The 24,084-nt window shown below is 68.7% G+C and carries 21 protein-coding genes and 1 pseudogene; 8 read left to right on the top strand and 14 right to left on the bottom strand.

Going from position 1 to position 24,084, the window contains the following annotated elements; genetic code table 11:
- Positions 1–61: 61 nt before the first annotated feature.
- Genes AC069H_RS19515 through AC069H_RS19505 form a run of 3 tightly spaced genes read right to left on the bottom strand, consistent with a single transcriptional unit; the run spans position 62 to position 1,841 of the window.
- Positions 62–718, bottom strand: coding sequence for a CBS domain-containing protein (locus AC069H_RS19515; RefSeq protein ID WP_478233301.1), 657 nt, complete (start codon positions 716–718; stop codon positions 62–64).
- Positions 715–918 (bottom strand): hypothetical protein, encoded by a 204-nt coding sequence (locus AC069H_RS19510; protein WP_478233300.1) that lies wholly within the window; start codon positions 916–918, stop codon positions 715–717. The genes AC069H_RS19515 and AC069H_RS19510 overlap by 4 nt, the downstream gene beginning before the upstream one ends.
- Positions 915–1,841, bottom strand: a complete 927-nt coding sequence (locus AC069H_RS19505; protein ID WP_478224550.1) for a universal stress protein — start codon at positions 1,839–1,841, stop codon at positions 915–917. Before AC069H_RS19505 ends, AC069H_RS19510 begins: the two co-directional genes overlap by 4 nt.
- Positions 1,842–2,017: 176 nt before the next feature.
- Here AC069H_RS19505 and AC069H_RS19500 point away from each other — a divergent pair, with 176 nt between their 5' ends.
- Positions 2,018–2,641 carry a hypothetical protein gene (locus AC069H_RS19500; RefSeq protein ID WP_478233299.1) on the top strand — a complete coding sequence of 208 codons (624 nt, stop codon included), beginning with the start codon at positions 2,018–2,020 and terminating at the stop codon, positions 2,639–2,641.
- Positions 2,638–3,216 carry a hypothetical protein gene (locus tag AC069H_RS19495; protein ID WP_478233298.1) on the top strand — a complete coding sequence of 193 codons (579 nt, stop codon included), beginning with the start codon at positions 2,638–2,640 and terminating at the stop codon, positions 3,214–3,216. The genes AC069H_RS19500 and AC069H_RS19495 overlap by 4 nt, the downstream gene beginning before the upstream one ends.
- On the opposite strand, the gene AC069H_RS19490 is transcribed toward AC069H_RS19495, so the two are convergent.
- The 3 genes from AC069H_RS19490 to AC069H_RS19480 all read right to left on the bottom strand — a co-directional run bounded on the left by AC069H_RS19490 (position 3,203) and on the right by AC069H_RS19480 (position 7,118).
- Entirely contained in the window at positions 3,203–4,687 is a 1,485-nt protein-coding gene (locus tag AC069H_RS19490; protein WP_478233297.1) for a WS/DGAT domain-containing protein, read from the bottom strand. The genes AC069H_RS19495 and AC069H_RS19490 overlap by 14 nt on opposite strands.
- Positions 4,688–4,697: 10 nt before the next feature.
- The gene (locus AC069H_RS19485; protein ID WP_478233296.1) at positions 4,698–4,964 is read right to left on the bottom strand and encodes a DUF1918 domain-containing protein; all 267 of its coding nucleotides are present in this window, start codon (positions 4,962–4,964) and stop codon (positions 4,698–4,700) included.
- A 1,083-nt stretch (positions 4,965–6,047) separates the two neighbouring features.
- The gene (locus tag AC069H_RS19480) at positions 6,048–7,118 is read right to left on the bottom strand and encodes an acyltransferase family protein (protein WP_478233295.1); all 1,071 of its coding nucleotides are present in this window, start codon (positions 7,116–7,118) and stop codon (positions 6,048–6,050) included.
- 48 nt (positions 7,119–7,166) lie between these two features.
- On the opposite strand from AC069H_RS19480, the gene AC069H_RS19475 reads away from it, so the two are divergent.
- Positions 7,167–7,832, top strand: coding sequence for a CPBP family intramembrane glutamic endopeptidase (locus AC069H_RS19475; protein WP_478224556.1), 666 nt, complete (start codon positions 7,167–7,169; stop codon positions 7,830–7,832).
- Between the two features lie 3 nt (positions 7,833–7,835).
- Here AC069H_RS19475 and AC069H_RS19470 read toward each other — a convergent pair whose 3' ends face one another.
- Positions 7,836–8,360, bottom strand: coding sequence for a flavodoxin family protein (locus AC069H_RS19470; RefSeq protein ID WP_340681354.1), 525 nt, complete (start codon positions 8,358–8,360; stop codon positions 7,836–7,838).
- On the bottom strand, positions 8,360–9,751 hold the full coding sequence (locus AC069H_RS19465; protein ID WP_478233294.1) for a DUF4389 domain-containing protein: 1,392 nt from the start codon (positions 9,749–9,751) through the stop codon (positions 8,360–8,362). Before AC069H_RS19465 ends, AC069H_RS19470 begins: the two co-directional genes overlap by 1 nt.
- A 167-nt stretch (positions 9,752–9,918) precedes the next feature.
- Here AC069H_RS19465 and AC069H_RS19460 point away from each other — a divergent pair, with 167 nt between their 5' ends.
- The 4 genes and pseudogenes from AC069H_RS19460 to AC069H_RS19445 form a co-directional block, all read left to right on the top strand.
- Positions 9,919–10,938, top strand: a complete 1,020-nt coding sequence (locus AC069H_RS19460; RefSeq protein ID WP_478233293.1) for an Acg family FMN-binding oxidoreductase — start codon at positions 9,919–9,921, stop codon at positions 10,936–10,938.
- A 15-nt stretch (positions 10,939–10,953) separates the two neighbouring features.
- Complete coding sequence (locus tag AC069H_RS19455) at positions 10,954–11,184, top strand: SHOCT domain-containing protein (protein ID WP_478233292.1); 231 nt, start codon at positions 10,954–10,956, stop codon at positions 11,182–11,184.
- A 27-nt stretch (positions 11,185–11,211) separates the two neighbouring features.
- A complete protein-coding gene (gene ftsH, locus AC069H_RS19450; RefSeq protein ID WP_478233291.1) occupies positions 11,212–13,092 on the top strand; it encodes an ATP-dependent zinc metalloprotease FtsH in 1,881 nt (626 codons plus the stop codon).
- A gap of 18 nt (positions 13,093–13,110) precedes the next feature.
- Positions 13,111–14,454, top strand: a pseudogene (locus tag AC069H_RS19445) (WS/DGAT/MGAT family O-acyltransferase); the annotation flags it as partial.
- Between the two features lie 21 nt (positions 14,455–14,475).
- On the opposite strand, the gene AC069H_RS19440 reads toward AC069H_RS19445, so the two are convergent.
- From AC069H_RS19440 to AC069H_RS19420, 5 genes are all read right to left on the bottom strand, one after another.
- Positions 14,476–17,016: a cation-translocating P-type ATPase gene (locus tag AC069H_RS19440; RefSeq protein WP_478233290.1), complete on the bottom strand. Its 2,541-nt coding sequence runs from the start codon at positions 17,014–17,016 to the stop codon at positions 14,476–14,478.
- Entirely contained in the window at positions 17,013–17,915 is a 903-nt protein-coding gene (locus AC069H_RS19435) for a universal stress protein (protein WP_478233289.1), read from the bottom strand. Before AC069H_RS19435 ends, AC069H_RS19440 begins: the two co-directional genes overlap by 4 nt.
- 103 nt (positions 17,916–18,018) lie before the next feature.
- Positions 18,019–18,534: an N-acetyltransferase family protein gene (locus AC069H_RS19430; RefSeq protein WP_478224563.1), complete on the bottom strand. Its 516-nt coding sequence runs from the start codon at positions 18,532–18,534 to the stop codon at positions 18,019–18,021.
- A 556-nt stretch (positions 18,535–19,090) separates the two neighbouring features.
- The gene (locus AC069H_RS19425; protein ID WP_478233288.1) at positions 19,091–20,464 is read right to left on the bottom strand and encodes an MBL fold metallo-hydrolase RNA specificity domain-containing protein; all 1,374 of its coding nucleotides are present in this window, start codon (positions 20,462–20,464) and stop codon (positions 19,091–19,093) included.
- Positions 20,465–20,489: 25 nt separating this feature from the next.
- Positions 20,490–21,470, bottom strand: coding sequence for an Acg family FMN-binding oxidoreductase (locus tag AC069H_RS19420; protein ID WP_478233287.1), 981 nt, complete (start codon positions 21,468–21,470; stop codon positions 20,490–20,492).
- Between the two features lie 218 nt (positions 21,471–21,688).
- Between AC069H_RS19420 and AC069H_RS19415 the strand changes: the two genes are divergently transcribed.
- Entirely contained in the window at positions 21,689–22,354 is a 666-nt protein-coding gene (locus tag AC069H_RS19415; protein WP_478224566.1) for a response regulator transcription factor, read from the top strand.
- Here the strand turns inward: AC069H_RS19415 and AC069H_RS19410 are convergent.
- Positions 22,351–24,072: a sensor histidine kinase gene (locus AC069H_RS19410; RefSeq protein WP_478224567.1), complete on the bottom strand. Its 1,722-nt coding sequence runs from the start codon at positions 24,070–24,072 to the stop codon at positions 22,351–22,353. The two genes, AC069H_RS19415 and AC069H_RS19410, sit on opposite strands and share 4 nt — an antisense overlap.
- Between the last annotated feature and the right edge of the window lie 12 nt (positions 24,073–24,084).

The raw sequence follows: 24,084 nt of genomic DNA, 5'->3' as shown, positions 1-24,084 counted from the left end.
CCGGCCAGGAGAAGCGTTTCACGAGACGGAGGCCACCGGGGCGGCGATGGTGACCACTCAGTCATCCGGCCGGCCTGTTCGCCTCGTCGTCCCACCCGAACCGGACGCGATCGACGACCTCGACGACGCCCGCGATGCGACGCACCAGCGCCGCCAGCAGAACCGCCTGACTCCGTCGCTCGACCTCACCTCGCAGGGTCACGATCCCGCTCTCCACCTCCGCCCGCACCTCACCCCGCGACGGGCGACGGGCCAGTTCCGAGATGTCCCGCAGGACCTCGTCCCGGATCTCCGCGTCCGTCCGGACGAAGGCGTGCACGAGGTCGGCCCGGCTGACGATCCCGGTCAGCTTGCCGTAGCGGTCGACCACCGGCAGCCGCTTGACCCGATTGCCCACCATCAACCGGGCGGCCTCCGTGACCGGAAGGTCGGCTTCGACGGTGATCGCGGGGGTGCTCATCACGTCCGCCGCCGTACGCCCGTCCGCTTTCGAGCGGATACCCGGCACCCGTGGCCGCGGCGTGCCGACCGACTCGACATGTCTGAGCAACAGGTCGGCCTCCGAAACGACACCGACGACATCGCGATCGTCGTCCACGACGGGAACGGCGCTGATTCCCCGGCCCGCGAGGGTTCCGGCGACATCCGCGATCGGGGTACCTTTCCGCACCGAGCAGACGTCCCGGGTCATGACGTCGCGGACGGCCATTCCGGTCATGACGGACGCTCTTCGTCCTCTTCGTCCTCTTCGTCCTCTTCGGACGGTTCCTCGCGCTTCCGAGCGCGATAGGACTCCGCGGCGAAATATCTCCGCATCGCCGCCTCCGCCAGTTCAGCCGAAGAACGGGACGGACCGGATCCGGCGGCGATCGCGTCCCGTGCCTCCTTGGCCGCGCGCGCGTTCTCGACGTCGTTCATGTGCTGCTTCCTTCCTTGGAGTGCGAATTCCGAATCCCGGTGTCCACCCGGACGACGGCGACCGGACACGGTGCCCGGCTTGCCAGGCCTTGGCTCACCGAGCCGAGCAGCATCCCGGCGAATCCGCTCCGGCCACGGGTTCCGACCACGATCAGGCCCGCTCGTTCGCCGTATTCCCGGAGGACCTTGCCCGCTCGTCCTCGGACCACCACGCAACCGAAGGGAACACCCGGGTACTCGTGTGCCACCGAGGACACCTCGGCGGCCAAGGCACGCCGTGCGGAGTCGTGGACGGCTCTCGATCCGCCGAGACGCCGCACGCCCGGCTCGACCGGGCCCAGCTCACTCCACGTTCTGAGTGCGGTCACCGAGGTTCCCAGCTCCGATGCCTCCTGGAAGGCGAATCGCACGGCGGCCGCCGAGTCGGGCCAGCCGTCGACACCGACCAGTACCGGACCTGGACGCGCGTCACCGTCCCGGACGACCACGAGCGGGCACTGTCCGCGGGCCGCCAGCGCGATTCCCGAAGAGCCGAGCAGGAATCTGCCGACGCTTCCGAGCCCGTGCGAACCGAGGACCACGAGGGCAGCCCGTCGCGATTCCTCGACGAGTACCTCCCTCGTGTCTCCCTCCACGACCTCGGTCGTGATGTCCAGGCCGGGCGCGGCGGCCGCGGCGGTCTTCCCGGCGGCACTCAAGCGCACGATCCCGGTCTCCCGCATGGCTTCACGCACCTCCGCCGCGGTGACCTCCAGAGTGGGATAGTCACGTCCGGCCGATTCGTACGCGTGCACGAGCCGCAACGGAAGTCCGCGACGGCGAGCCTCTCCGGCGGCCCAGCGCGCCGCCTCCACGGCCGACCACGAGCCATCGATTCCGGCCACCACCGGCTTCGACCGGCTGTCGTCGAACCCTTCTGCCATCTCTCGACCGCCTTCCACGAAGTGCTACGGCCAAGCCTGCCTTCGTCGTGGCGGGAAGGTCAGTGCCTGGCGCCCCGATACGCCGGGTCGTTGGCCCGCCCGGTGCGGGACGTTCGGCCCTCCCGCCGTGCACGGGTTCGGAGAACCCTTTGTCTTTCCGGAGAGGAGACCCCGCGATGCCCATCAGCGGAACGCGCTCGCCATCGACGGCCACCGCGGAACTACTGGCCGGCCGGTTCGCACCGAAACCCGCCTTTTCCGTGCTCCGCCACCGAGTGGTCGACGCCGACACCGTCACGACCTACGCCGCGATACGCGGATTCGATTTCATGGAGGTGAGCGGCCCGCTCGTTCGCGCCGCGGGCTGGGTTCGTGGCCTGCCCGAGCGATTCCGGCGCCGTCGCGGCCCGTCGGTGCCCACCCGGCTCACGTTCGACGACATGGCGGCGGGCTCGGCCTGGGTCATCCTCGGTGAACGGCCCGGCGCCGAACTGGCCGCGGGCGTCGCGGGCAAGTTCTGGCGACCGGTGATCGAGTGGCGGCGAGTCGAGCCCGGTGAGTTCGCCGGCTTCCTCGAACCGGGTTACGGGAAGATCGTGCTGTCGTTGTCCGTCCGCCGATACGGTGAACGGCGCTCCCTGCTGTCCTACGACATCCGGGTCACACTCACGGACTCCGCGAGTCTCTCCCGATTCCGGCTGTACTGGGCCGTGGCCTCGCCGTTCATCAGGGCCATTCACGCCGCGACGTTGCGGACGATCGCTCGAGATGCCGAGAACGCGTGTCCGGAGGCGCGGTGAGTACCGGCCGCCACCCCACGCTGCTCGACGTCTTCGCGCCACATCCGGCCTTCGTTCTCACGGAGACCTCGCGGGTCGACGTTCCAGCCGACGCGCTGTACCGGGCGATCGGCGAGCTCCGGGCCGCGGACGTGCGTTCGCCGTGGGTCCGGACGCTCGTCCACGCGCGAGGCCTCCCCGAAGCGCTCCGCGAGCACGGGCACTTTCCCGATCTCGGCGAGACCATGCTCGGTGAACGATGCGCTTTTCTCGGCGAGCGGCCCGGGCAGGAGATGGTCCTGGGTGCCGCCGGGCGATTTTGGACCGCCGTTCCCGAGTGGTACGAGGTCACGGCGGAGTCCTTTCGCGACTTCGCCCATCCCCACAGCGGCACGATCGCCGTGGGGTTCTCCGTGCCGCCACGGGAGGAAAAGGGCTGCCGGTTGACCATCGAGACCAGGATCACCGTCACCGACCCGGCCGCCCGGCACGCGATAGCGCTTTACTGGCACGCGATCCGGCCCGCGGCCCGGCTCACCACCCGCGCGTTGCTCGGCACCATCGCCGAGCGCGCCGCCGCGCTCACCGGTTCGTGAGCGCGGCGGCGTCGGTCACCGCGTCTTCCAGCGCGGCGACCAGCAGTCCGGGGTCGGGCACGAGTGACCGATCAGTCCCGAAACCGAATCGCACGAAACCCGCGTAGCTGAACACACAGACCGTGACGGCCTGCTTCCCGCTGCACGGCGCCCAGCCCACGACGCCTTCGACACGGGCCCCGGCGAGTTCGCCCGGCCGGCGCGGTCCAGGGACATTGGTCAGCACGCCCACCGTCTTGGCCGCGAAGAACCGCGTCAACGGTTCCGAGACCACCTCCGGTGCCCTGCCCGCCAGCCACTGGACACCGAACGTAAGGACCGGCTCCAGCGACTCGCGAATACCGGAGACACGGCGATGCACGCCATCCAACCGCTCCCGGAAGTTCTTTTGCCGCAGAGGAAAACCTGCCAGTATCAGCGCGAAATCGTTGCCGAGTTCCGGAGGAAGTGAAGCATCGAAGTCCGAACGGCTCACCGGGATGAGCCAATTCAGTTCCGCCTCGCCCCGCCCCGGATCGGCTTCTCGGGCGTACCGCTCGAACGCGGCCATGACCAGGGCGACGCACACGTCGTTCACGCTTGTTCCGGTGGCGCGGCCCACATCGGCGAGTAGCTCCAACGGCACGGCGTCTCCCCAGGCCGCGGCCTTCTCCGGTCCCGGGTCTCCCGACCAGGGCGCGGCGGGCGCCAGAAGCCCGACCACACCGTCGACGGTGTTGCGCGCGGTGAATCCCTGCGCCATCAACCATCTCACCACGGTGGCCGGACGTGACGGCAAGGCGGTGGTCACGATCTCGGCGACCGCCCCGGTGAGCCCCGCGGCCGCGGTCAGGCCGAGCAACGGCCAGCCCAGGGTCACGCGCGCGATCGGTCCCTCCAGCCGCTCACCGAACCCGTTGAGTGCCTTCACCACCTTCGCCGCGGCTCTGGAAGGCGCGCGGGAAAAGTCGGTCCCACGCGGCCCCACCCCGCCGATCCTCACCGGCCTGTCGTCCCCGTCCACCGGGTCGAACAATCCGAACAGGACTTGGACCAGGCGGATGCCGTCCGCCATGGCGTGGTGCGAGCACAGGACGACCGCCGACCCCGAGCCGTAGCCACGGTAGAGCTCCATCGTCCACAAAGGATGCTCCGGGTCGAGGAGCCGGCTTCTCCGCGCCGCGACCAGGTCCTGCAGGACCTCTCTGGTCCCGGGCGCGGGCAGCTCGCTCACCGTCAGATGCCTGTCCAGGCTGAACTCCAGGTCGTCCTCCCAATACCAGGCACCACCTTCGCGGACCGGACGCCGGGTGAACACCGGATAGCGTCCGACCAGCCGGTCGGCGACCACCCGCTTCAGGCGCTCAGGATCCACTTCGCTCGCCGTCCACAGCACGGCCGTGATGAGCATCGGGTTGGCGGGTTCGTCCAGCTTGAGCCACAACCTGTCCTGCGCGCTGATCGGGCGGCGCGGCCGACGGTCACCGGTCACCGGTCACCGGTCATGACCAGTGCCGCACGGCGATGGCCTCCCGTGCGGCCGCGAGCCGGGCGCGCTCCGCCTCGTCCGCGGCGTTCTGCTCCGCCTCCGTCACGACAACGGCGTCGGGGCCGGGAAAGACCGTGGACACGTGGTCGTCCTGTGGCCAGCGCACGACATAGGGCGGTGTTCCGTCCGGATTGCGGACCTCGATGATCAGGCCACGCTGGTCCGGTTTCCCGACCGCCGGCCCTTTGATGACCAGCCAATCTCCTCGCTGCGCATGCATGGGTTCCCGCCTTCCGCCCCGCCGCCCGGGGTATCCGGTCACGACTCTCTCGGTCACACGCCGTTCACCGTCCTCCTCATGCCGTCGTCGGTGGAGGGCCGAAGGTCCTCACGTCTCAGAGCCTGTTGGCGGAGCTGAGCCGCGAGTCGAACGTGTCGTGTGCTGGGCGGGCTCGGTGGTGGGGTGAAGGCCTCCCTTCGCCGCGTCCGATGCGATGAAGAGAGCTACGGCCCTCACCGGGCGCGGGTCGTGAGTGGCTATTCGGGTTATCGAGAGGTAAGCCGAAGGCGCCCCGAAGTGTGTCGCGACAGGCGCACCGGCGTCGTGAGGGCCTCCTTGCCGACTCTGGTCCCGAGAAAGTCGCATAAACGCCGGCCGGTGCCGCTCTCGGTGATTCGAACAGGGCAGGCGACAGGGTGCCTGAACGGACGGTGTCCACAAAGGACGCCAGTCGACAGCTGGATGTCCGCTTGATGCGCATCTGTACGGTTTTCGAGGGTTCTACTTTGCCATGGTCGCGAGTGGCGTTTCGGGTTCCATAGCGAGGTAAGGCGAACGTGGCGTGCCGAAGTTGGCGACTGGAGCGGGACTCGCCGAAAAGACACCTTCCCGACTGTCCACAAGGGACGCTTCCCGAGGTGTCAGTGCCCGAATTGAGCGATTTGCACGGTTGCCGATGGGGGTCGTGAGTGGCAAAGAGGGTTAGAACCCTACTTGCCACTCACGACCCCCTCACCAAAACGGGCATATGGCTTTGAAGCAGACATTTCGTCACTGGAAAGCGTCCCTTGTGGACACACAGAGTGCAGCTGTCTGCCACCTCTCTGCCTTGACCAAGCGGACGGGTCCTTCACCGCAGAGGCTCGGTCACGCGATATTTGTCTTACCCATCGATAACCCGAAACGCCACTCACGCCCACAAGCGGATAGCCGACTTTGCCGAGACCCTGAAGGCGGGGAAGGAGGCCCTCACCACCCGCCGATGTGGTCCCTGGTGACGCCGGAACAACCGTGACGCCAACCCGGGCCGGCCATCGGACACGACACTTCTCACTTTCGGCTCAAGAGAACCCGAAACGCCGATCACGCCACGTTTGCCTTACCTGTCAATCGTGCCACGATCCGCCCTCCTCCGAAGAGCACCAGAAATGGGAGCGTGCACAACAACGAACCGAGTACCGCGATCGGCCGTTGCAGCCACCAGATCAGATCAGGGAGCCGGTCGTCGGAGAGGCCGTTCCCGAAGATGAAGTAGACGCAGGCCTTCGCCAGCGCCATCCCGGTGGTGTGGAAGAGGAACAGCGGCAGCGCGTAGTGGTCGAGCAGACCGATGAACCGGCGCCAGCGCCGCCCCGCGAGCCGTCGTTCGAAGAACGGGCGGGTCACCTCGGCGAAGCCGATCTGGAACGTCAGCAGCGCGACGATCACGAACGTCGGCGGCCCCATGTTCGACAACCGGTCCCCGGGGACGCCGACCATCGAACCCGGGTACAGACCGGAGAACACCAAGCCCGCCAGACCGAACAGGCCCGTCCAAAGCAACGCATGCCCCCACCGCCGCGGTGCGTCGACGAGCCGTCGATGGAAGAAACCGGCCTGATGGGCGAGACCCCAGACCGCGATCATGTTCACCCAGCCCGCCTCGTCGACGCCGTAGCGGAATCGCACCACGTCGGCGCCGAGTGCGGCACCACCCAGCCAGACCAGGACCACGACGTCGAACTTCCGGTGCAGCCACAGGCTCACCGGCAGCACGGCCAGAAGAACGACATACACCGCGAGAAACCACAACGGGCTGATGATCAACAGCACCGCTCCGCGAATCCAGCGTAGATTGGACAGGGACGCCGCCGTCACACCGAAAGCCGTCCAGATCAGCACCAGGGCTCCGGCCGGCACGACGAGACGCCTGATCCGGTGCCGGACGTATCGCGAGAGTGACTCCCCGCGTGCCCGCGCCCGTCGCCAGGACACCAGGTGCACGTATCCCCCGACATAGAAGAACATCGGCATCACCTGCAGAAGCCAGGTGAAGATCCACAAACCCGAGAAGAACCCGAGCGGGCTCGTGGGCATCGGCCCGTCCGGTGACCACCGCAGGATGGTGAACGCCCAGTGCCAGAGCACCACGACGATCAAACTGACCGAACGCAACCAATCGATATACGGCTCCCTCGCCGGGTTCTGGCCGTCATCGTCTCGGTGCTGCTGCTCGCCGCCGCCACGGTGCTCGCGAACCGGGTGCTGCCAGGGTGGGCGTATCCCGTGTGCGGTGTCGTGACGGCTGCCGTGCTGATCGCCGTGGCCAGGTTCTCCGGCCTGCGGCTCGCGTCCATGGGTCTCGGCAGGCATACCCTCGGCCGCGCCGCCGTCATCGGCCTCGTGGGCGCCGGGCTGGTCGGCCTCGTGTTCGCGGTGGCGCTGGCCGTTCCCGCGCTCCGGACGTTCTTCGAGGACGGCAGGGTCGGGACGCCGGGGATCGGTCAGCTGTTGTGGCTCGCCCTGCTCCGTATTCCGCTCGGCACTGTTCTTGTCGAGGAAGTGGCCTTCCGCGGCGTTCTCCCCGCGCTGCTCGGTGCCGGCGAGCGCTGGCGCTGGGCGCCGGTCCTCGGCGCCGCCGCCCTGTTCGGTCTGTGGCATCTGCTGCCCTCGCTCGCCTTGGTCCGCAACGCCGCGGTCGGCGCCACCATGGGCGGTCTCCCGCTTCCGCTGATCTCGGTCCTGGCGATGGTCGCGGCGGCCGGCGCCGGGATCTTCCTGTACTGGTGGCGGCACTGGGGAAAGGGCGTACTGGCGCCCGCGCTCCTGCACTGCGCGACCAATTCGGGTGGCCTGCTCGTCGCCTGGTGGGTGCTTTCTCACCCGTGAGGGTCATCCGGCCGCGGTCTCCAGAAGGCGTGCCGCGAGCCGGGCACCCCAGGCTTCGGCGCGTTCCTGCTCGCCATCGCACAGGATCGTGGCGTTCTTGCCGACGTCCACGAAGAAGCTCTCCGGCGGCAGCAACGGAACCCCGTGGCGCTTCAGCAGCAGCTTCCGCGCACCGACCGCGGCGGAACCGGTGAGCCACCGAGCCCGGCGAAGTCTCGTGTCGAAAACCGCGACCGGCACCCGCCGCGACGCCGGCGGCAAGGCACTCAACCACTCCCGTACGCCGGTCGCGGAACGGACTCCGCCCTCGACCTCCTGCCGCGCGCTCTTGCGTGTCCCGGGGCGGGTCATGCCGTGCGCATGGGTGGGGCCTCCGACGACGAGAAGGCCAAGGCCGTCCCATTGGACCGGGGCGTCGTCGACGTTCACGACGTCGACCTCGCAAGAGGCGGCCAGGCCCTTGCCGATCGCCCTGGCGATGATCTCGGTGTTGCCGAACATCGACTCGAACACCACGAGTACCTGCATCACGATTCTCCTTGGCTGATCGGTGAAAGTTCGTTCGAGACACGGGTGACGGCGACCGCGGCCAGCGCCACCCCGGCGGCGAGCAGTAGCGCCCCCGAGAGGAGCAGGACCCAGGACAACCAGCCGAGTATCGGTACGGTCGCGCCCGCCTCCGCGCGCACGTCCACGCCGGCCGAGGCGTCGGCGTTCATCACCACGATGGTCCAGTCACCGGCCTGGTCCGGCCAGGTGATCGTCTGTGTGCCCGGGCCGACCGCCGACACCGTCCAGATCCCCACTTCCCACGGGAGCACCGGCGACTCCGTAGAGCGGTGTACGGCCAGCTCGCCCGAAGCGAGATCGGTGACCGTCGCGTGGTCGGTCCCACTCAGATAGCGTTCCGCCGCCGGAGCCGGCGCGACACCGACGAAAACGTCCTTCGGGCCGAGAGCGGTCACACGTACGCGGATGTCGCCGAGCGCACGCGTGACGGGTACATCGCCGGCCGCGGTGGCGACGAACGTGAACCGTTCACTCGCCAAGGCAGCGGTATCGGTGCTGTAGGCACTCGAGACCGTCAGGTATCCGTCGTCGTCGCGATCGGCTCGATCCAGCCACAGCGAGGCCGCACCTCCGCTGATCAGACCGGTCGCCAGAACGGCGAGCGCCACTCCGATCACGACCGACACGACACGACCGGGCGTCCACCCCGCCGTACCCGGACGGTGCCGTGCCGGTTCGGCGGGGCCGGCGACCGGCGGGTCGGGTTCGGTACCGCCCGAGTCCAACCGGAACGGCGGGTACTCGTCGGTCATGAGAGCGGCGTACGCGCCTACGCGGATCACCCACCGATCCATGCCGAGTACGAAGTCGAAGATCGGCCTGGGGTATTCGCCGCGTACCAGCAAGACGACGCCCGCGATGAGCACCAGGATCCCGATCAATCCGCCCGCTCCCCACTGGAAGCCGTCGTCCGAGGTGTTCCACAGCCACAGCCCGCCCCCGGCGAAGAGAGCGACGACGAGGTAGTGCGGGATGGCGAGCAGCCACCACTTCACCAGCACGAGACCGCGGGAAAGCCGCTCCGGGTAGTCGATCTCGAGCCGGGCGGGGTAGCCGGGATCGTCGGCCAGGGTGAACGGCGGGTAGCGATCCGTGCCCAGCGCGGCGTAGGCGTAGTAGTGCACCCGCCACGCCCAGCGGAGAACCCCGACATTGAACTCGAAGATCGCCCGGGGATACCGCCCGGTGAACAGGATGGCGAAGAACGCCACCGTCGTCAGCGGGACGAACGCGAGCCACAGCACCGCGAGCACGAGATAGTGCGGGATCGCGAGCAACCACTTCACCAGCCACAGCCAGCGGGACAGATCAGGATCGAGCGAAGCCTCGACGCGGACGGGGGAACTCATGGGACGCCTCCTTGCGGGGAGCGGACCTTCCGACGATCCTGCGCGGCCGCACGAGAGAACAGCAACGAACGGCCCGGCGAACCGGGCCCTCTGGCCCTCCACGACACACAGCGTCCGGAGAACCATGAAACGCGGCCCCTTCACCCTTGAGCAGAGGCAGGTTTCCGATGGACCACGGCCTTCCCGACGACTACACGGTCGAAACCGCGGTGGCCCTGGCCGGCCGCGCCCCTTCGGTGCACAACTCGCAGCCCTGGCAATGGCGCGTCGGAGATCGCACCGTCCACCTCTACGCCGACCGGGTCCGGCAGCTGGCCGGAACCGATCCGGACGGCCGGGACCTGATGCTCAGCTGCGGCACGGCGCTGCACCACCTCCGGGTCGGCTTCGCGGCCTTGGGCTGGCGGGCCGAGGTGCACCGGTTGCCCAATCCGGCGGAGCCGGACCACCTGGCGTCCGTCGAGCTGCACCGGCACGAGCCGACCCAGGAGGACATCACGCTGGCCGCCGCCATTCCCCGGCGCCGCACCGACCGGCGCAGGCACAGCTCCTGGACCGTGCCCACCGGGCACCTCGAAACCCTCGCCCGGCACGCGGCCGACGAAGGCGCCATCCTGCGTCCCGCCCTCGACGCCGCCCGCTACCACCTCGCACGCGCCATCTTCGAAGCCGCCGAGGTCCACGCGGCGGACCCGGCGTACCGCACCGAACTCGCCGCCTGGAGCGGCAGGCACACCGCTCCCGACGGCGTCCCGTCGGCGAACGCACCCGCACAGGACGACACCCCCGGCGCCCTGCCCGCGCGTGCGTTCGCCGACCCCCTGCTCGGCCAGCCCGAAGGCTCGACCGGTGAAGCGGACGAGACCGTGCTCCTCGTGCTGAGCACGGCTTCGGACGACGCCATGTCGCGACTTCGCGCGGGCGAAGCCACCAGCGCGGTGCTGCTCGCCGCTACCAGCCTGGGCTTGGCCACCTCTCCGCTCACCGAACCGCTGGAAGTCGCGGACACCAGGACGAAGGTGCGCGACCTGGTCACCGGCGGCACCTTCCCGCAGATGGTGCTGCGGACCGGCTGGGCCCCGGTCAACGCCGATCCCCTGCCCGCGACCCCGCGCCGGAACCTCGACGAGGTCCTCGCACCTCTCGGGACGCCGGTGACCCGCGAAGTGCGCTACCAGAGCCACTGATCGAAAGGAACGGCCATGCCTTACTGGCACTACTCCAACGGCGGCTGGGTCAGCATGCTGCTCATGCTGATCACCGTGCTCATCCTGGTCGGCGGCCTCATCACCGTCTCGGTGATCCTGTTACGCCGCACCACCAAGACCTCGACCGGCCACGACGACGCGATCGAGATCCTGAACGAACGGTTCGCGCGTGGGGAGATCGACAAGGACGAGTTCGAGACACGGCGTGCCGTGCTTCGCGGGTGACCGGGCCCGCGCACGAAGGGACAAGCGATGTCACGGACGGCCAAACCCGGCCCGCCCCCCGACCCGATCCCACCCGCGGGCCCGCCTGAACCCTCAGGCCGGCACCGCTGGGCGGTTCCCGCGGCTTTCCTGGTGATGCTGCTCCTGTTCTTCCTCCCTCATCTGCTGACCGCCGAGACTCCCACCTTCGGTTACACGGAACTTCTGTCCAAAGTAGACGCGGGGCAGGTGGAGAAGGTCACGGTCGACGACGAAGGGGCGATCAAGGGCAATCTCCGTGACGGGACCGCGTTCACCACGCAGCTTCCCGTCGCGCTCGAGGACGACCAGTTGCTGCCGAAGCTGAAGGAGAAGGGTGTCCAGGTCACCGGCGCGCGAGGGGGCACATCGGGCGTGCTTTCTTGGGTCGGCAGTCTGCTCCCCTTGCTTCTTCTGGTGGGTTTCCTGATCTGGATGGGCAAAGGTGCGCAACGGTCCCTCGCCGGGGCCGGGGGTTTCGGCCGGTCGAAAGCGAAGATCATCGAGGCACAGCGGCCCACCACCCGGTTCGCGGACGTAGCGGGGTACGAAGGGGTCAAGCAGGAGGTCAGTGAGATCGTCGACTTCCTCCGCGACCCGGATCGCTACGCGGCGGCGGGTGCGAAAGGACCGCGCGGCGTCATCATGGTCGGGCCGCCGGGCACCGGGAAGACGCTGCTGGCTCGCGCCGTCGCGGGCGAGGCCAGCGTGCCGTTCCTGTCGGTCACCGGTTCCGAGTTCGTGGAGATGTTCGTCGGCGTCGGCGCCTCGCGGGTCCGCGATCTGTTCACCGAGGCCAGGAACCGGGCGCCGTCCATCATCTTCATCGACGAGATCGACGCCGTCGGAAGCCGCCGGGGCGTCGGCGGTACGGGCGGGCACGACGAACGCGAACAGACCCTGAACCAGCTTCTGGCCGAAATGGACGGTTTCGATCAGGGCAGCGGGATCGTCGTGCTCGCCGCGACCAACCGGCCGGAGTCCCTCGACCACGCGCTCCTGCGTCCCGGCCGGTTCGACCGGCAGGTCACCGTGCCCCTGCCGAACCAGGACGAACGCGCGGCCATCCTCGCCGTTCACGTGCACGGCAAACACCTCGGTCCCGACGTCGACCTGCGGCGCATCGCCCGCGGAACGCCCGGATTCTCCGGCGCGGATCTCGCGAATCTGGTCAACGAGGGAGCGATCAACGCCGTCCGCGCCGGGCGCACGACCATCACGGCGGCCGACCTGGACTCGGCACGAGACCGGATACTGCTCGGACGTCGCGAAACGTCCAACGCCTTACTGCCCGAGGAACGGCACGCCGTGGCCGTGCACGAATCCGGGCACGCGCTGATCGCCGCGTTGTGCGAACACGCCGATCCGGTCGCGAAGGTCACCATCCTCCCGGCGGGAATGGCGCTGGGCGCCACCGAGCAACTCCCCGAAGCCGAACGTCATCTCTACAGCGAGGCTTATCTCACCGATCTGCTGACCGTCCGGCTGGGCGGACGCGCCGCGGAACTGGTGGTGTTCCGCCAGGGTTCCACCGGCGCTGCCGACGATCTCGCCGGTGCCACCGCGCTCGCGGTGAAGATGGTGACGGAGTTCGGCCTGTCCACCGCGCTCGGTCCGGTCGCCTATCCGGCCGCACACGCCCGGTTCCTCGCCGATGCCCCGACCGAGCGGCGGCACGGCGGTTTTTCCGAGAGAACGCAGCAAGTGATCGACCGGGAGGTCGCCCGGCTGCTGCGCGCGGCCGAAGACCGAGCCGTCAGCGCCTTGCGCGGACATCGGAAAGCGCTGGACCTCCTGACCGCCGAATTGATGAGCGAGGAGACCGTCGACGGAAGCGTCGTCCTCGACGCGCTGCGGCAGGAAGCCGAAGCCGGCGATCTCGCGTCCTGAACGAACCGGGAGGCACCGATGGACCATCTGAGCCCGCTCGACGCGGCGTTCCTGGAGCTGGAAGACGGGGATTCCAACGCTTCCCTTTCCATCGCGTCGGTGGCGGTGCTCGAAGGCCCGCCACCGTCACACGCGGACTTCGTCCGGTCGATCACCGCCCGGTTGCCGCTGATCCCGCGCTACCGGCAGAAGATCCATCGTGTGCCGCTCGATCTCGGTCCACCGGTGTGGGTCGACGACGACCGGTTCGACGCGGCCCGGCACTTCCACCGGATCGCCGTTCCGGCACCTGGCGGGGAACGGGAGCTGTGCGAACTCGTCGCCCTGCTGATGGGAGAACGCCTCGACCGGGATCATCCGCTGTGGGAATTCTGGGTCATGGAAGGGCTCTCCGGTGGCCGCTGGGCGGTGCTGTCGAAACTGCATCACTGCGTCGCCGACGGCGTCACCGGCAACGAGCTGCTGAAGGTCCTCTTCACGGACGGGCCCCAGGCCGCCGCGCCCGCCGAACCGGTCCCCGACCCCGGCACCGCGAACCTGCTCAAGGACGCCGCACGCAGGCTCCTGCTGACTCCCGTCGAACTGCTCAACTGGGTGGTACGGCCGGTGCTTTCGCCTTCACGGGCGATGCGCGGCATCGCGGATGCCGTCTCGGGCCTGACGGCGTTCGCCTCCGCACTCATCCCCGCGGCGCGGTCGTCGCTCTCCGGCCCCATCGGCCCGGACCGGCGCTACGAGGTGGCGCATACCGCCCTCGACGACGTGCACGCTGTCTGCCGTGCTTTCGAGGTCACCGTGAACGACGTGGCACTCGCGGCCGTCACGGGTGCGTTCCGGGCCCTTTTGCGCCGAAGAGGCGAGAAGCCGGTGCCGGACGCGATGCGGGCGCTCGTGCCGGTCTCCGTCCGCGGAAAGCACGACAGCGTCGACAACGAAGTCTCGCTGATGCTGCCTTTGCTCCCCGTCGACGTCCCCGATCCCGCGGGACGGCTGGTCGCGGTTCATCGGCGCTCGGCCGCCTTGAAGGCGAGCAAAGAGGCGGAGGCCGGCGCCGCGTTGACCGGTGTCGCGGCCTCCGTCCCGTTCGCACCGGTCGCGTGGGCCGTCCGGCTCGCCGCCGGTCTTCCTCAGCACAACGTGGTCTCGGTGGTCACGAATGTCCCGGGGCCGCGGACACCACTGCGGTTGCTCGGACGCGAGGTGGCGGACCTCTATCCCTACGTCCCGGTCGCCTTGCGGCTGCGGACCGGCGTGGCCGCTTTCTCCTATCGCGACAAGCTCAATTTCGGGATCACCCTGGACTTCGCGAGTGCGCCGGACGCCGGTTTCCTCGCCAAGGCCATCGAGAACGAGCTCTCGGCCTTGGCGAGGATCGCGCGCCGCTCACGACCAGGCACGAACGGCCTTGTGGATGGTGTCGGCGAGCAGGACGACCGGGACGGTGGCGAAGGCCAGCACCCAGCCGAGCGGGCTCGGCACGGTACCGCCGAGAAGCCCGGGCAGGGGCGGCATCAGGAGGAAAGCCGCCAGCATCGCGAGTTCGAAGGCGATCGCGAACCACAGCAGAGGATTTCCCCGCAGTCCGATCCTGCCGATCCAGCGTGACTCGCTCCGGCAGGCGAAGGCGTTCGCGAGCTGGCCGAGCACGATCGCGGTGAAGGCGGTACCGGACGCGGTCGCGAGGAGCGCGGTGTCCGGGACCTCGCCGAACCACCACCCGCCGCCGAGGAGGACCACCAAGAACGCCGCCATCGACGCGAGCGCCTCGGCCGGGCCGAGCACTCCGAAGGCGCGGCGCGCCAACCTGCCGTCGATCAGGGAACCGCCCTTCGCGGGCCCCTCCATCGTGCGCCGGTTCGGCGGCTCCGCGCCGAGCGCGACCGCGGGAAGGAGATCGGTGCCGATGTCGAGCGCCAGTACCTGCAGGACCGTGATGGCCAGCGGGATCTGCCCTCCCGCGAGCGCCCACACGACGAACGGCGTGAGCTCGGCGACGTTGTCGGTCAGGTGATAGGTGAGAAAGCGCCGGATGTTCACGAACGTCGCGCGCCCGAGTTCCACGGCGGCCACGATGGTGCCGAAATGATCGTCGAGGAGGACCAGGTCGGCCGCTTCCCTGGCGACGTCACTGCCTGACGCCCCCATCGCGACACCGATGTCCGCTGTGCGCAAGGCCGGCCCGTCGTTGACGCCGTCGCCGGTCATCGCCACGACGTGTCCTCGGGCCTGGAGGACCTTCGCGATCCGGAGCTTCTCCTCCGGGGCGACCCTGGCGACCACCACGCCATCGACGTCGAGCAGCCTGCCGAGCGCCTCGTCGTCGGCCGGCAGGTCCTTGCCCTCCAATACGAGCCGGTCCGGCCCGAGCAGCCCGACTTCGGCGGCGATGGCCGCGGCCGTCCCCGGATGGTCGCCCGTCACCATCGCCAGCCGGATCCCGGCACGACGGCAGGACGCGATCGCGGCGCTGACGTCGGGCCGGGGCGGGTCCTCCAGCCCGACGAGGCCGAGCAGTGTCAGCCCTCCCTGCTCTTCTTTCGCTGCCGGTTTGGTGTGGTGCGCCACCGCGAGCACCCGCAGGCCCGCCCTGCTGAACGCGGCGACGGCTTCGTCCGCTCCGGAAACCTCCGCGCACAGTGGCAGGACGGTGTCCGGCGCGCCCGAGACATGGAGGCCTTCGACGTCCGCGACCGATGACCGGCGCCGGCGCGGATCGAACGGCCACCGCCGGACCGGCGGCGGAGCGCCGGTGACTCCGGCACGTGCGGCGAGGACGTGCAGCGCCACCTCCATCGGGTCGCCGACCGGCCGCCACCCGTTCGCCTCTTCGACGGCATGCGCGTCCGGAGAGCATCGCGCCGCGGAATCCGCGAGCGTCGCCGCCGCCCGCACCGCCGCCGGAGAGCCGGTGAGCTCGCCGACCGGCCGGTATCCCGTACCGTCGACCTCGACGGTCCCGGACGGCGTCCACACCCGGACGACGGACATTTCGTTGCGGGTCAGCGTGCCGGTCTTGTCGGTGCAGATGAACGTGGTCGCCCCCAGCGTCTCCACAGATTCGAGCCGGCGTACCAGGGCGTTGCGGCCCGCCATCTTCTGCGCCGCCCGCGCCAGCGACAGCGTCACGGTCGGCAGCAGCCCCTCCGGGACGAGCGCGACCGTCACGCCGATCGCGAGCAGGAAGCTTTCCGTTCCCGCGCGGCCGAGACCGAGGGCTGCGGCGAAGAACACGCAGCCGACCGCGACCGCCATCAGGGCCACGAGCCGCACCACGCGGTGCAACTGCGTGGCCAAAGGACTTCTCGGCCGCACGGCGTTCGCGGTCACCGCGGAGATACCGGCGAGGCGGGAGCGGGCGCCGGTGGCCGTCACGATCGCGACGCCGTGCCCTTCGGTGACATACGTACCGGCGAAAACGGATCCGCCCACCTCCGGCCGCACCGGTCTGCTCTCGCCGGTCAGCATGGACTCGTCCACCGAGAGCAGGCCGCATTCGGCGAGTTCCCCGTCGGCGCACACGCGGTCCCCCGCCTCGAGCAGGACCACGTCGCCCACGACCAGGTCCGCCGCGTCCACGACGACCGCACGCCCGTCCCGGCGCACCGTCGCGCGCACCGGCAGCAGATCCCGCAACCGCTCCGCGGCACGGTCCGCGCGGTACTCCTGGGCGAACGAGAACGCACCGTTGAGCACCACGACCACGACGATCGCGATCGACAGCGCCGGCATCCCGGCGAGCAACGCCAGCCCCGCCGCCGCCCACAGCATCAACGCGAAGAAATGGACCATCTGACCCGCCAGCGTCAGCAACGGATTCCGCTGTTTCGCGGCGGGAAGGGTATTCGGTCCGTGCCGGCGAAGCGCGGTCGCCGCTTCGTCTGCCGTGAGACCCGCCGTTTCCCGGACCATGGCCGAGCCGGTCACCGGTCCGCTGCCTCGCGGGCCACGATCACCGGGCACAGCGCGTAGGACATCACCGCTTGGCTGGTCGAACCGAGGAGCATTCCGGCGACGCCGCCGCGGCCGCGACTGCCCACGACCAGCAGTTGCGCCCGGTCGGCGTGCCCGAGCAGTTTGTCGGCGGGACGACCTCGCACCACCTCCCGGTGCACACGCACGTCGGGGTACTTCTCCCGCCAGCCCGCCAGCCGTTCGGCGAGGACCTCGTTCGCGCTCTCCTCGATCTCGGACCGCTCCAGGCTCCAGTGCGTTTCCTCGAAGACCGCCGAAAGGAATGCGTCGTCCCAGCAATGCAAGGCGACCAATTCGGTCTGACGCCAGGACGCTTCCTCGAAGGCGAGCGCGAGGGCGGCTTCGCTGGTCCTTGTCCCGTCGACCCCGACGACGACCGGTCCGTCATGCGGTGCGTCGGCTTCCGCGACGTGCGGACGGATCAGCGCGACGGGGCACGCCGCACGTGCCGCCAGCGCGATGGACACCGACCCGACCAGCACCCGGCCCAAGGGACGCAGACCTTCGGTCCCCAGCACGAGCAGGTCCGCGTTCTCGGCCGCGTCTTTCAGCGCTTGCACCGGGCGCTCGTGCCGCAACAGGAGCGAGACGTGGAGGTCCGGAGCGATCTCCCTGGCGGCGTCACGGGCTTGCCGCAGGAGGCGATGTCCGCGCATCCTGATCGTTCCCGCGAGATCCTCCCGGGTCGGCATCGGCCTCGGATGGCTCAGCGACTCGTCGTCGATCGCGTGTACCAGCGTGAGTTCCGCGTGGCGGCGGCGCGCCTGATCCGCCGCCCAGCGGACGGCCCTGATCGCGGACTCCGAGCCGTCGACACCGACGACGACCCGGTGCCCCGAATTCTCCGGCATAACGGTTCACCCCATCCTGATTCGGCAACTGCCTTGGACGTTAGGAACTGACGCGTCAGGAAGGCAGCGGCGTTCGTAACCGGGGGACGGGACCTTCGACCTATCAGTCCACTGTGGAAGGACGGGGCGGCAGCCGCACCGCCGCGTCCGCGAGACCGTCCGTGATCACCTGTCGTGCCCCCGCCGAGTCGAGCAGATCGGCGACGGCGCGGTTGTCCGCGAGATAGGTGGCGGTGAACTCGCTGAACCCGTGCCGCGACGCCGCTTCCGCCAGCTTCGTGACCAAAGCCGTCGCCAGCCCTGCCCGGCGCCAGCAAGGCGTCACCGCGACCGCGATCTCCGCGACCCCTGGCTGGAGCGTCGCCTCGTACCGCGCGATCGCCACGCCCTTCCCGGCCTCGTCACGCGCGACAAGCGCGTAACGGCGATCGAAATCGAGCTCGGTCAGGTGTGCCAGCAAGCGCGGTGTCACCTTCGGAGGCGGCCCGCAGAACCGGCGGTACAGCGTCTCCCGATCCGCTTCGACGAGCGCCTCGCCGAGTTCTTCGGCGTCGGCCGGGCTCACACGGGTCACGAAGACGGTCCGGCCATCGCGCAGGCACACCGGCTGTCCGTCCATCGGCTCAGCGTAGGACCGCGGACTTTCGCGGCGCTACGGCCGAAGAGGCTGCGCCACCGGGACCAATGTCCTCGTCTTCCGTCCGGCGTCGACCACGTTCGAACGACGTCGGAATCACTTTCCGAGGGGTCGTGAGCGGTAGGGACGGTTATTGAGCCGAAGGTCAAACGTGTCTTTGTCGGGCGGGGCGTCCTGAAGGCCACCTTTTGAGGGGTAGGGCAAAGGTGGCGTGATCGAGCCTCTGGGCAGGAATGGGGTCGACAAGGGGGAGTTGGCGTATTCCTGACCGTCCACAAGGGACATCAAGCAAGCAACGGTGTCCCTTTTGGGTACTTTGGCGGGGTCGTGAGTGGTAATGAGCGTTCTAACCGTCATTACCACCCACGACCCCCGTCGAAAATCGCACATTTAGACACTAAACGGGCATTTCACCGCCCGTAGGGGTCCTTCACCGCAAAGTCTCGGCCACGCCACCGTTGACTTACTCCTCAATAACGACACACAACACCCACGACGACCCCGGCGGCTGTTGACCCGGCGCGACCCACGCGTAGCGTCAGATCAGCACCCGCTCCCGATCACGGGGAACGACAGCCTGCCAGTCATGCTCGGTACGAAGCCGTTCGGCGACCGCCGCCGACGCCTCGGGCTCGCCGTGCACGAGATAGGTACTCTTCGGCGGCGCTCCCGCGGTGGCCCACCGCACCAGCTCGTCCGCGTCGGCATGGGCACTGAAGGCGTCGAGCTGGGCCACGTCGGCGCGGACCGTGGTGTAGCGGCCATGGATCTTGATCTGCCTCGCTCCGTTCGCGAGGCTGCGCGCGCGGGTGCCAGGGGCGGCGTAGCCGACTATCAGCACGGTGTGCCGGTGATCAGGCAGCATGTGTTCGAGGTGATGCAGTACCCGGCCTCCGCTCGCCATCCCCGACGCGGAGATGATGATCGAAGGCATCCTCGGAGCATTGACCCGCATGGATTCTTCCACCGTTCGCAGTTCCGTCAGCGAACGCGGAGTCAGCGGATCGTGCCCGGCGAGTTCGGGCCGGATCTCCGGCCAATGGTCACGGAATGCCTCGCGGTACACCCGCAGCGCCGCCAACGCCATCGGGCTGTCCACGTAAACCGGCAGGTCGGGGATCGTGTGCGACCGCATCAACTTCGCGAGCGCGGCCAGTACCACTTCGGTCCTGTCGACGGCGAACGCCGGGATGAGGACACTGCCGCCGCGTCTGGCCGTCCGCCTGATGACTTCGCCGAGCTGGTCCATGGCGTCGGTGTCGTGGTGGACCCGGGAGCCGTAGGTCGATTCGAGTACCAGCGCGTCGCAGGGAGGCCGCGGCGATGGCGGGCGCAGGAGACTGTGTGCCGGAAGGCCGAGATCGCCGCTGAACACGACGTCGCGCCCATCGGACCGCAGCTGTGCCCAGGCGGAGCCGAGGATGTGACCGGCTTGCCCGAAACGCAGCGTCATGTCCTTGCCGACCGTCGTCTCGACGCCGTACTCGAGTTCTTCGAGAAGACCGATCGCTTTCCGCGCGTCACCCGCGTCGTAAAGAGGCAAGGCCGGCCGGTGCTTCGACCAGCCGTACTTGTTGGCGTGCGCGGCCTCCTCGGTCATGAGATGGGCACTGTCCTCCAGCACGATCGGAACGAGAGCCGCGGTGCCCGGTGTCGCGTACACCGGTCCGCGCCAGCCCGATCGCACCAGGACCGGCAGGTACCCGCAGTGGTCCAGATGGGCGTGGGTGATCACCACGGCGTCGACGTCGGTCAAGGCACGCGGCAGCGGTGCCCAGTTCCGGCGGCGCAGATCGGCGAGCCCCTGGAAGAGCCCGCAGTCGACCAGGACACGGGAACCGGGCGTTTCCAGCAGGTACTTGCTGCCGGTGACGGTTCCGGCTCCGCCATGGAAGGTCAGCGCGATGGTCACGATGACGCCTTTCTCGGTGAGGAGCTCAGAATCCGTTCCCGAGGATTTCGTCGACGGCACGGCGCGGGCTCGACGGCACGAGCCCGGTGGGATAGCCGAAGCGCATGACGGCCTGCGGAAACCCGGGAAGCTCCAGATCCTCGGTCAACGCGGAACGGACTTCGGGCAGGTGCAACGGCTGGGTCAGCACCGAACCGGCCAGACCGTCGTCGACCGCTTCAAGCCAGGTGTCCTGGAGCGCGTGTCCCGCGTGCAGGTGGTCGTACCGGCCATCATCGACGGTGAGGAAGACGAGCAAGGTCTCACCGGCGAGGCGACGCTGAAGGACTCGGCGATCGGGGAGAGCCGTCCCTGGACGGACCAGTCCCGCCCAGGGAAGCGATCCGGCGGGAAGCGCGCTCGCGGCCAGCCCGACGCCATGGCGGTGAAAGTGCTCGTCGTGGATCGTCCACAGGGCCAGTTCGCGCTGGTACGCCAGATCGTGCTGATACGCCTCGGCGGCGAATTCGAGCAGATCCGCGATCCGGGAGAGTTCCAGCTCGTCGTGGATCAGCCTGGCTTCGACCCCGCTTTCGTTCGCGGCGGCGATCAAGTCACCGATTTTCTCTCGCGAGACTCGTCGGCCGGAGAAGGGGTGCCGGTAGCTTCCTCGCCGGGCGATCGCCGAGTACCGGTGCAGGTCGACATCGGACGGCGCCGAACGCCCCGTGGTCTCGATCGCGGCGACGATGTCCGGCTCGCCGTCCTCCGGGAACATCCGCGTGGTCAGGTCGTAGCCGAGAACCCGGACCGCCAGCTCCACATTGGCGAGGGCGGCACCGCACGAGATGAGCCGGTCACGGCCTCGGGTGTCGTGTTCGGGCAGTGCCAGGTCGCGGCGCTCACGCAGGAGAAGCCGGTGTCCGTCGGGCTCCAGCCGCCACGGCTGGATGTTGTGCACGGAGGGCGCCCGCAGCAACGTCCTCGCCAGTACCTCGGTCTCGGCCCTCGTCCACCCGTTTGCCATGTGTCCCGCCCTCAGTCGTCCTTCGATCGAGTTCAACGGTGCACCTGTCCCACGAGGATGGAGCAGGTACCGAGGGCACCGATCGCCGGGACCAAATACCCGGGTGCGGTCCCGCCAGGGCCCAAGGTCCCGGTTCGTTGGGACGTCTAGGTGGCTGTATCAGCCGAAGTGCACGGGTACCGTCGGTCGAGAAGCAGGGACCCCTCAGGAGGGACGAGATGGCGACCAAGGTGTTCCTCGTGGACGACCACGAGATTGTCCGGCGAGGGCTGGCGGATCTGCTCGGGAACGAACCTGACATCGAAATCGCCGGCGAAGCCGCGTCCGTCTCCGAAGCACTCGCCCGCATCCCGCAAAGCGATGCGGACATCGCCGTGCTCGACGTGCGGCTCCCCGACGGAACCGGCATCGAACTCTGCCGCGATCTGCTGTCCACCGAGCCGGAGCTGCGGTGCCTGATGCTCACCTCGTACGCCGACGACGAGGCGCTCTTCACCGCCATCATGGCCGGCGCGTCGGGATTCGTCCTCAAGCAGGTCCTCGGGAACGATCTCGTCTCGGCGATCCGGACCATCGCGGGCGGCGGCTCGCTTCTCGACAGCCGGACCACCGCCGCGCTGATGAACCGCATCCGGCGCGAGCGCGACCAGAACGATCCGACCTCCACCTTGTCCGAGCAGGAACGAACGGTGTTCGATCTGATCGGCGAAGGCCTGACCAACCGAGAGATCGGTGAGCGGATGTTCCTCGCCGAAAAGACCGTGAAGAACTACGTCTCCCGGATCCTGGCCAAGCTCGGCATTCAGCGCCGGACGCAAGCCGCGGTCCTCGCGACCGAACTCAAACGGACCGCGGCGGCGTCCCCGGTATTCGGTGACCGCTAGGTCAGCGGAACGCGCCAAAGCACCCGAGCGCCGCCACCGTCACGGTCTCCGAACTCGGTTTCGCCGCCACACTTCGTCGCTCGGTCGGCGAGGTTCACCAATCCGCTTCGCCTGCCCGCTTGGGGGATGCCGATGCCGTTGTCGGTGACCTCGATGATCAGCTCACGGTCGGCCTCGACGCTGATCGTGATCTCATCGGCGCCGGAATGACGGACCGCGTTGCTCAGCGCCTCACGGACCACCGCCTCGGCATGTTCGTGCAGCGTCTGCGGCACGAGCGTGTCCACAGCCCCGGCGATCCGGACCGAAGGAGTGAGCGTGCTCTCGGTCGTCAATTCCGTGACGGCGTCGAGCAGCCGGCGGCGCAGGCTCTTCGAGGCGTCCGAGCCCGAGGTGTGCAGATCGAAGATGGACGTCCTGATCTCGCGGACCGTCCGATCCAGTTGTTCCACCGCCTGTGTCACCCTGTCCCGCGCGAACGTGTCGGGTACCCGGGGCACGATGCTCTGCAGGCTCATCCCGGTCGCGAACATCCGCTGGATGACGTGGTCGTGCAGGTCCTGAGCGATCCTGTCCCGATCGGCGAGAACGTCCAAAAGCCGCTGATTACGCTGTTTCTCACCGAACTCCAGCGCGACCGCGGCCTGATCGGCGAACGACGACAGCATGGGAAGCTGATCGGCCTTGTACTGCGAAGCGCCCTTGTCCCTCCCCGCGACGAGCACCCCTCCGACGCCGGAAGTGCTGTTCAACGGAATCACGGCGGCCGGTCCGAGACCGTCGAAAACAGGCTCGGCCGGCCCAGGGGAGACCGTACCCAGGTCAGGGATGAGACTGGGCTGGCCGGATTCGAACACCTCGTCTATCGCGGGGTGCCCTCCCGTCATCGAAGATCCCGCGAGGGCGTTCGCCCGCTCTCCCGCGACGACACTCACGGTCAAGGCCTGCCCGGCACCTCCGGCCAGCAGGATCAACACCTCGTTGGCCCCGGAAAGTTCACGAACCCTGGCGGCGATCAGGTTCAGCGTGTCGGTGACCGACGCACCCCCGAGGAGCTCACCGTTGACCTCCGCGACCGCTTCGAGCCACCGTTCGCGCGTCCGTGACCGTTCGAACAACCGGGCGTTGTCGATGGCGACACCGGCGGCCGCGGCCAAGGCCTGCAGAACGACCTCGTCGTCGGCGGTGAACTCGGCGGCTCCCCGCTTCTCGGTCAGATAGAGATTGCCGAAGACCTCGTCCCGGACACGCACCGGTACGCCCAGGAAGCTGTGCATCGGGGGATGGTTCGCAGGGAAGCCCACCGAAGCGTGGTGCGCGGTCAGGTCGGGTACCCGGACGGGGTGCGGCTCGTGGATGAGCAGCCCGAGCAAGCCCCGGCCTTCGGGCAAATGCCCCATATGAGACCTCGTTTCGGCATCGATGCCCACGTAGACGAACTCCGAAAGCCCGTCTTCGTCACCGAGCACGCCGAGCGCGCCGTACCGGGCGTCGACCAGCTCGACCGCCGCCTGCACGATTCTCTGCAGGGTCGAGTCGAGTTCCAGCCCGGTGGCCACGGCCAGGACCGCGTCGAGCAGGCCTTGGAGCCGATCTCGGGTCTTGACGATCTCCGACAGCCGCTCTTGGACCTCGTGCAGCAGTTCGTCGAGCCGTAACCCGGTCAAAACCGCCGCGCTCGGTGGCGCCTCGTCGGCCGAACCTCGCTCCGACGACATTCGGTTGCTCCT

The sequence above is a fragment of the Amycolatopsis sp. NPDC043887 genome (assembly GCF_056435665.1).
Note: the sequence above shows the minus strand (reverse complement) of the source record. Positions and strands in the feature narration are given on the sequence as shown.

What these genes read in the sequence shown, in the direction of transcription:
- AC069H_RS19515 (WP_478233301.1), bottom strand. Translation starts at nt 718, where the DNA reads ATGACCGGAATGGCCGTCCGCGACGTCATGACCCGGGACGTCTGCTCG.
- AC069H_RS19510 (WP_478233300.1), bottom strand. Translation starts at nt 918, where the DNA reads ATGAACGACGTCGAGAACGCGCGCGCGGCCAAGGAGGCACGGGACGCG.
- AC069H_RS19505 (WP_478224550.1), bottom strand. Translation starts at nt 1,841, where the DNA reads ATGGCAGAAGGGTTCGACGACAGCCGGTCGAAGCCGGTGGTGGCCGGA.
- AC069H_RS19500 (WP_478233299.1), top strand. Translation starts at nt 2,018, where the DNA reads ATGCCCATCAGCGGAACGCGCTCGCCATCGACGGCCACCGCGGAACTA.
- AC069H_RS19485 (WP_478233296.1), bottom strand. Translation starts at nt 4,964, where the DNA reads ATGCATGCGCAGCGAGGAGATTGGCTGGTCATCAAAGGGCCGGCGGTC.
- AC069H_RS19470 (WP_340681354.1), bottom strand. Translation starts at nt 8,360, where the DNA reads ATGCAGGTACTCGTGGTGTTCGAGTCGATGTTCGGCAACACCGAGATC.
- AC069H_RS19465 (WP_478233294.1), bottom strand. Translation starts at nt 9,751, where the DNA reads ATGAGTTCCCCCGTCCGCGTCGAGGCTTCGCTCGATCCTGATCTGTCC.
- AC069H_RS19460 (WP_478233293.1), top strand. Translation starts at nt 9,919, where the DNA reads ATGGACCACGGCCTTCCCGACGACTACACGGTCGAAACCGCGGTGGCC.
- AC069H_RS19455 (WP_478233292.1), top strand. Translation starts at nt 10,954, where the DNA reads ATGCCTTACTGGCACTACTCCAACGGCGGCTGGGTCAGCATGCTGCTC.
- ftsH (WP_478233291.1), top strand. Translation starts at nt 11,212, where the DNA reads ATGTCACGGACGGCCAAACCCGGCCCGCCCCCCGACCCGATCCCACCC.
- AC069H_RS19435 (WP_478233289.1), bottom strand. Translation starts at nt 17,915, where the DNA reads ATGCCGGAGAATTCGGGGCACCGGGTCGTCGTCGGTGTCGACGGCTCG.
- AC069H_RS19430 (WP_478224563.1), bottom strand. Translation starts at nt 18,534, where the DNA reads ATGGACGGACAGCCGGTGTGCCTGCGCGATGGCCGGACCGTCTTCGTG.
- AC069H_RS19420 (WP_478233287.1), bottom strand. Translation starts at nt 21,470, where the DNA reads ATGGCAAACGGGTGGACGAGGGCCGAGACCGAGGTACTGGCGAGGACG.
- AC069H_RS19415 (WP_478224566.1), top strand. Translation starts at nt 21,689, where the DNA reads ATGGCGACCAAGGTGTTCCTCGTGGACGACCACGAGATTGTCCGGCGA.
- AC069H_RS19410 (WP_478224567.1), bottom strand. Translation starts at nt 24,072, where the DNA reads ATGTCGTCGGAGCGAGGTTCGGCCGACGAGGCGCCACCGAGCGCGGCG.